General features: G+C 53.7%; 6 protein-coding genes. 1 reads left to right on the plus strand and 5 read right to left on the minus strand.

The window, feature by feature from the left end; translation table 11 throughout:
- Positions 1 to 127: 127 nt before the first annotated feature.
- The 5 genes from CR105_RS26795 to CR105_RS26810 all read right to left on the minus strand — a co-directional run bounded on the left by CR105_RS26795 (position 128) and on the right by CR105_RS26810 (position 5,587).
- Positions 128 to 673 (minus strand): hypothetical protein, encoded by a 546-nt coding sequence (locus tag CR105_RS26795; RefSeq protein ID WP_131021909.1) that lies wholly within the window; start codon positions 671 to 673, stop codon positions 128 to 130.
- Between the two features lie 144 nt (positions 674 to 817).
- Positions 818 to 2,164 carry an IS4 family transposase gene (locus tag CR105_RS26800; RefSeq protein ID WP_099793962.1) on the minus strand — a complete coding sequence of 449 codons (1,347 nt, stop codon included), beginning with the start codon at positions 2,162 to 2,164 and terminating at the stop codon, positions 818 to 820.
- Between the two features lie 206 nt (positions 2,165 to 2,370).
- Positions 2,371 to 3,063 carry an IS6 family transposase gene (locus CR105_RS26805; RefSeq protein WP_099793964.1) on the minus strand — a complete coding sequence of 231 codons (693 nt, stop codon included), beginning with the start codon at positions 3,061 to 3,063 and terminating at the stop codon, positions 2,371 to 2,373.
- Between the two features lie 729 nt (positions 3,064 to 3,792).
- The gene (locus tag CR105_RS28100; protein ID WP_131021905.1) at positions 3,793 to 4,071 is read right to left on the minus strand and encodes a hypothetical protein; all 279 of its coding nucleotides are present in this window, start codon (positions 4,069 to 4,071) and stop codon (positions 3,793 to 3,795) included.
- A 253-nt stretch (positions 4,072 to 4,324) separates the two neighbouring features.
- The gene (locus CR105_RS26810; protein WP_229414149.1) at positions 4,325 to 5,587 is read right to left on the minus strand and encodes a sigma-54 dependent transcriptional regulator; all 1,263 of its coding nucleotides are present in this window, start codon (positions 5,585 to 5,587) and stop codon (positions 4,325 to 4,327) included.
- Between the two features lie 589 nt (positions 5,588 to 6,176).
- On the opposite strand from CR105_RS26810, the gene CR105_RS29315 reads away from it, so the two are divergent.
- On the plus strand, positions 6,177 to 6,305 hold the full coding sequence (locus CR105_RS29315) for a hypothetical protein (RefSeq protein WP_267873921.1): 129 nt from the start codon (positions 6,177 to 6,179) through the stop codon (positions 6,303 to 6,305).
- The last annotated feature ends 217 nt before the right edge of the window (positions 6,306 to 6,522 follow it).

Below are 6,522 nucleotides of genomic sequence, written 5' to 3' on the forward strand. Positions count from 1 at the left end.
GATGCAGACCAGGATCACATCGATCGGAAAGCGCATCCCTTTGAAGTTGAGCATGTCGAGTCGTCCTGGGTTCGGGCGCCGCAGCTTACCCGATTACCCCGTCGATGTTCGCTAATGCGACAGAACCCTATCCACGACCACCTCGTTCGAGCGCCCTAATCGTTTCAATCGCTAGTGCCCCTACTGCCTCAACCGCCTTCGCGTTGGCAACCGCATATAGAGTATTTTGATGGGCGGCGAGTGCCATAGCTCTAATACGCTGGCCGATCAATGCAACAATGGCCGATTGCGTGCCGTCGCACAGTTTAGTGGAGTTTGCGTCCACGGCAAGTTGATGGAGCGCGCGTTCAAGGCCGAGTAAGGTATCAAGTCCATTTCTGGGCTCAGCATGATAAGAGTGGCTGTCCCAGCCTATCACGCTCCTGATGCCAAGGGCTGCGTCGGTTGCCTGCCGGGCGACCTGCTTCGTTAATTCAATGGCCATATTATAGGTCGTATGGCAAAGAGACAGAGATATTGCCGCATCGAAGGACGCCTCGACGTCTTGTACGGGGTCGGCTAACTCAACCGCAATTTTCACAAGCTGGCTACTATTGTGAAGCAAAGTTGTCGCCCGTGCTCCTCGCTCACGGACAAGTCTTACAGATTCAGTGAAAGAGACTGGTAATTTCACTACTTTTCCTCCAAAGCAAGGGCGTGCGCGTTCGACATAACTAGATCCCGCAGTATCACGGTTGGCTGAAATTGATGGGAGGTCGTAGAGATTTGATGTACAGTGGACCAGAAGTGAGGGTTGAGTCATATCGTTATACACAACTCATCGTTCTCGTAATGCTGCAATCGTTGCAGCCGATACCCGTACCTCTTGAAGGCCCAACCAGATAGTCTCAACGCCTGGCTCGCCATCGCTCTTGCGGCCAATGAAGCCGCCCAAGCGCGCTACCAAGCGCAGCACCTCGTTCAGTGTTGGCATCCGATCCACTGGCTGCTTGGTGTTCGTCAACAGATAGGCGCCGTGGATCTCGTCGGGGCTGAAGAAGAGGCTGGCATCGAGCTTGGGACAGGTCCTTCCTAAGCGCATCAGGTGAGCGATGCGCCAGGCGACAACCATGTACAGCGCCAGCGCCCGCTCGATCCCTTCGATGCTGCCCAGTTGCATCGATTCGACCTTGCATCCATTTTTCAGTACATTGAAGAACATCTCTATGTCCCAGCGCGCCCGGTACCAATCGATGAGCTCGATGACATCGTCGAGCGTTGGCGCGGCGCGGTTCGTCAGCAAGCGCCATTCGACTGGTTTGGTGCCTTTGGGCGCATCGATTTCGCGTGCGATCACGCACGTTACGGTAACGGCTCCCGGTTTGCCTGCATGCAGCTCGATCGATGCGGCCCACAGTTCTTGGCGTACCTTGCGCTCTTTGATGCCATGGCGCGATGGCATCGTGAAGACGATCTGGCCCAACGGCTCGCCGGCACAGGTGCGTTCCCACAGCTTGTCGCCGTCGGGCAAACACCGGTTGTGCTTGGCGCGTACCAACCAGTCGGCTGGTGTGCCCAGCGCCTTGGCGCGCTGCATCAGGCCAAGCATGTCGCCTTCCCGGTCGGCCACATACACCAACCGGCTCGACGGCACTCTGGCCGCCATCTCGGCGACCCGCTCGTAGCCTTCGCTCCAGCGTGCGCGTTCCTTCTGGCCACCGCGCACACCGTTTGCGTCCCGTTCCTCGCGCGCCCACATCCAAGCATCGCACACCCCGAGCGGTTCACGCTGGGGTGTCACGGCATAGGACGGATGCACATATATGCCGCGGCGCGCCTCGTAATTGAGCGGGCCGAGGCCGCGCACCTTCTGTCCGTTGAAATCGAGCTCAGTGGTATCTTGCAGGCAAAGCACAACAGGATGGGCGTTCATGCGCAGTACCGTGCGTTCCCAATGCGGCGCCATGATGCCCTCCCATGTAACCGCGTCGTTGTCGAGGAAACGGTAGGCCGCCGTCATGTCCGTCGAGCCATCGCACGCTATCGGAATGTTCGCCGTCGGCTTGGCCGCGAACGCTTCCACCACCACCCGTGCGCGCTTGTTCAGACGCGCATCGCCCAGGTCCATTTCGGCAAATTCTTCCGCAACCCAATGCTTCGATTCAGTAGCCAACGCGTCACCCAAAGTCCGAAAGTAAACGCCTTTTCCTGAAAGTTTACAAGCCCATTCGCAAGTGCTTGAATGTAAACAGATTTTTCACGCACCGCCTGAGGTGTATAACGATATGGGGTTAAGTGTAGCAGCTTGCATTTGAAACGGGTTGTGCTAATTCGGGTTCTGTCGCGTTGTTGATCAAACGACAGAATTTCCCTAGGACGGCATTGTGCCGCTCAAACCGGACGGACTATTCCTGCCAGCACAGAAAATTGGTCGGCGAACGACATTGCATCAGCGCCGTCGATTGCGAACTGGCCCTTGCGGATCATGTGCATCAGCTCGATGCCGGCGAGCACGGAGCCGGCAGAGCGGAACGATTTGAAGTTGAGCATCGGCCTGGTCACCCGCTTGATGGCGCGATGGTCCTGCTCGACGATGTTGTTGAGGTATTTGACTTGGCGCACCAGGATCGGCACGTCGCGGCCGGCGTTGATCGCATAGATCGCCGCCTTGTTGGCACCACTCTTGTCCATCGCGACCTTGTCCGGATCGCCGTTCGCTCCCATGGCCTTGTCGAAGAAGCGCTTCGCCGCAGCCATGTCGCGCTTCGCTGTCAGCAGGAAGTCGACGCTCTTGCCCTGCTTGTCGACAGCGCGGTAGAGGTATTTCCAGACGCCCTTGACCTTGATGTACGTCTCATCCATACGCCAGCTGCCGCCGACCGGACGCTTGTGTTTCCGGGCCATCTTCTCGATGAGCGGCAGGAAACGAATCGCCCAACGGTTGATCGACGAATGGTCGACCGACACGCCGCGCTCTTCCATCATCTCCTCGAGGTGCCGGTAGCTCAGCGGGTAGGCCGCATACCAGCGGATGCAGACCAGGATCACATCGATCGGAAAGCGCATCCCTTTGAAGTTGAGCATGTCGAGTCGTCCTGGGTTCGGGCGCCGCAGCTTACCCGATTACCCCGTCGATGTTCGCTAATGCGACAGAACCATGTACCGTCCCCCCGGAACTGCGATTGTGTCGCAAGGCGTAAATAGGAGCGCTCACGCTTGCAACCACCTTTGACAAGATGATTATATGGCAACTGCGGGTGCGCACGATTCAGTTCGAAAACTTAAGTTAGCTGTGGATGAGCCTTGAGAGACTCGACCAAAGACTCTTGGCGTCCTGTCGACCGAAAACCAGCTGAGCGCGCGTTCGAAATTTCTTCTCGGAAAATCACAGCATTTCCAACTTAAAGTCGACACGCCCATACAGTCGCCGCCTCTATCAAATCATATCGGAATTGTAACGACGTCAATATTCTATTCTAGGAAGCCGAAAACAAAATTGTGCACGAGAATTTGCCTGCGCCGTCAGAAACCGCGAATCGAGGTGTAAGAGTTGCGGATGCGCTTTCCGCGCGAGTGTGCTGATGAATGCGAATATTTGATATTTCCCTCACGCGGGAAAATTCGTCCGAGGGTGTCGAAAAACTACTGCGTGGAACGTCTTACTCCCTTAGCAGGCACCTACCGCGCTAGAGTGAGTCGGCCAAAAGCCAGTTTCAGGGTATTTGCCGACAGACATTAAGCATGAGCGAAAAATATTGCAGCGACTGGCGCCATATCGAACTTGCAAAAATTATCTAAGTGATGAGTGTATTACTATTCGCCTGATATCCGCCAACCGGCATCTTTCTTGACGAATCGTAGAGGCATTAGCACCCCTTTGCGGTCTCTGGAGCGGACGTCGCAGCGATAGGCTTTTTCTCCGTCTTGTTTACATCCAATTTTTACGGTGCCTGGATCGCCGTTATTGGCGATACCAGATTCGACCATTGCATCGAAAATGTCTCTCTCTGATGGCTCCCCTTGACTGCACCCGCAGAGAACCATGGCGGTAAAAAATAGAACACGGGTGTACTCTTTGTTTTGGGAGAACATATTGCCGCCTTTCAATAGCGAAAAAAATCAGAATAATCGATTTCTCATCATGAGGGCAAGGGCTCAAGAGGATAAGCGACGAAGTAGTTCATCAGCGGATACCTGCGTGCAGCGTCATGGTGCAATAAGAATGTGCAGAAGCCGGATTGCTGGCCAGCGAACTTAAGTTAGCGGCGGTGATCAGCGAACCGTTCGATCCAAGTTTAACTTGTTTCGATTTCTCACTTGAAAATCATCCACCAACCAGCGAGCCCTAAACCGTTATGTTGTGCTTTGCAATCAGCCGATATAAGCTCATGCGGGACACACCTAGATCGCGAGCCGCATGAGTGACGTTCTTCTTGGCAATGGCTAAACTGAGACAGATGGCATCACGCTCAGCGCTCATGCGAGATTCGCCTAACGCGTCGCCGTTGAACAATGTCGACGGGTCGGCCAAGTTTAAATCTGATGGCATGATCATGGCACCGTCTGCTAGGACCATCGCACGGCGCACACAATTGATCAGTTCGCGCACATTGCCCGGCCAATCGTAACGTTCCAAGGCCATCAGCGCTTTTCTGCTGAATCCCTTCACGTGTGCACCTTTTTCGAAATTGTAAAATTTAAAAAAATGCTCGGACAACAAGGACACGTCGACCCTGCGTGCGCGCAGCGACGGAACTTCTATCGGCAAAACATTCAAGCGGTAATACAAGTCTTCCCTAAATTGTCCCCGCGCCACCGCATCTTTCAAGTTCACATGCGATGCTGCGATGACGCGTGCGTCCACAGAAATTTCCCGGGTAGCGCCAATCCGCGTTATGGTGCGCTCCTGCAGGAACCGCAAAAAATTCGTTTGGCTATCCAAGGGCAGATCACCAATTTCGTCAAGGAAAAGCGTACCGCCCGCGGCTGACTCGAGAAGTCCCGCCTTTCCTTTCGCTGCACCAGTGAAAGACCCACTTTCATAGCCGAATAACTCCGATTGAATCAGACTGGCAGCGAACGCTCCGCAATTAACCGGCACAAATGGACCACCTGCGCGCGATGAATTCATGTGGATTGCGTGCGCAACGAGTTCCTTGCCGCTACCGCTTTCTCCCCAGATAAGCACTGGTGCGTTGGTGCGCGCAATTTTTCGGATCTGAGAGCGCAAAGAAATAATTGCTATCGAATTTCCCAGTATGGCGTCAACGACACCTATTTGTTCTACATCTGCAACACGCTCGCGTAGCAATACAAATCCAAACGCATGGCCAATAGTGTAATTTAGGCGCGCGCGGTCGAGTGGCAACGTTTGAAAATCTGACAGGTTGTCCGCGACCAGTGCGCGCGTTTCCGGACAATCGAGAATTTTTCGATCGAGCAATCCGATCCAACGAATATTACTATGGCGGTTAAAGAATCGATACGCCTCGGCGGACGATTCGATGCCAATAAAGTCAAGAAGCAGCCCAACCTTATATTGTTGAGTCTGTAAAATTTGGTCAGCCTCCTGAATGCTGGATGCAATACATATGTCCCATTTACTCAATGGGCCGCAATTATTGCGTACTGCGTCGAGGCCGTGTGGCGAAATGCAAATAAGTCTGTTTAACCGCATTGCGGTTTCTCAAATACGCTAGCGCTATCATATTGGATGCGGTAAGTGATGACTACGAACAGCGCATCTGAGATTACCGAATTAATAGTATTAAGACGATTTTGCATTGGAGCCCTCTCAATTATGTAGCTGAGGATTTCGAAATGAGATATCTGTAGCGTTTCCATAATCTTGTACTACCCATCTTTCCGCCGAGAGATTACAGATCTTCGATTACATTTTGGAGCGGCATAGTGCGGCAACGGTGCCGCGTTGTAATTTAGGACATATCATAGCGGCAATGTGAGGCTTTCTGTGTACGTTTACACACATAGTGAGTGATACGTCATGACGCCAGTCGAATTCAGATATTTTTCATCGTTGGCGTGACAGCACATTCCGGTGGCGGCCGAAATCGGACACGGTGGACCGAGATGGCCAGTCACGTAGACCTAAACCGCTGGTCACGAAGGACCGGAATACCCCCTTTTTGAAACGAAGTCCTGCGGCGTCCTGTAGTCGAAAGAGCCGCGGATGATTCTTGAACCAGTGGATCGCCTTTTCGATGCTGCCGGTTAAATCGGCAGCATCGCGCATCACTCGCACCGACTCCCGCAGGTGCGATTGGATGGTCTCGGTGTCCGGTGCCAGCCTGACGGTGTTCCTGTGAACATTTTTGCCTGCGCCGCGAGGGTTTATATCTCTACCCCAAAAAAATGCCGAAATCATTTGGAGGAAATCGACGGACTCGCCGCGGAACCGGTGGCCGTCAAGCTAGTTGTCGCCTAATATAGTCGTTATGCTGCTTTCTTTTGCAGCACGGTTTCCTCTACTCGGGCGCCATCACTGATGGTCTTTTCCGGATTGAGGTGGACGACGGACACTGG

Origin of the sequence: Massilia eurypsychrophila (genome assembly GCF_002760655.1) — a bacterium.
Classification (GTDB): Bacteria; Pseudomonadota; Gammaproteobacteria; order Burkholderiales; family Burkholderiaceae_D; genus JAFCUW01.

Coding starts and splice junctions, on each gene's coding strand:
- CR105_RS26805 (WP_099793964.1), bottom strand. CDS start 3,063: ATGCTCAACTTCAAAGGGATGCGCTTTCCGATCGATGTGATCCTGGTC.
- CR105_RS28100 (WP_131021905.1), bottom strand. CDS start 4,071: ATGTTCTCCCAAAACAAAGAGTACACCCGTGTTCTATTTTTTACCGCC.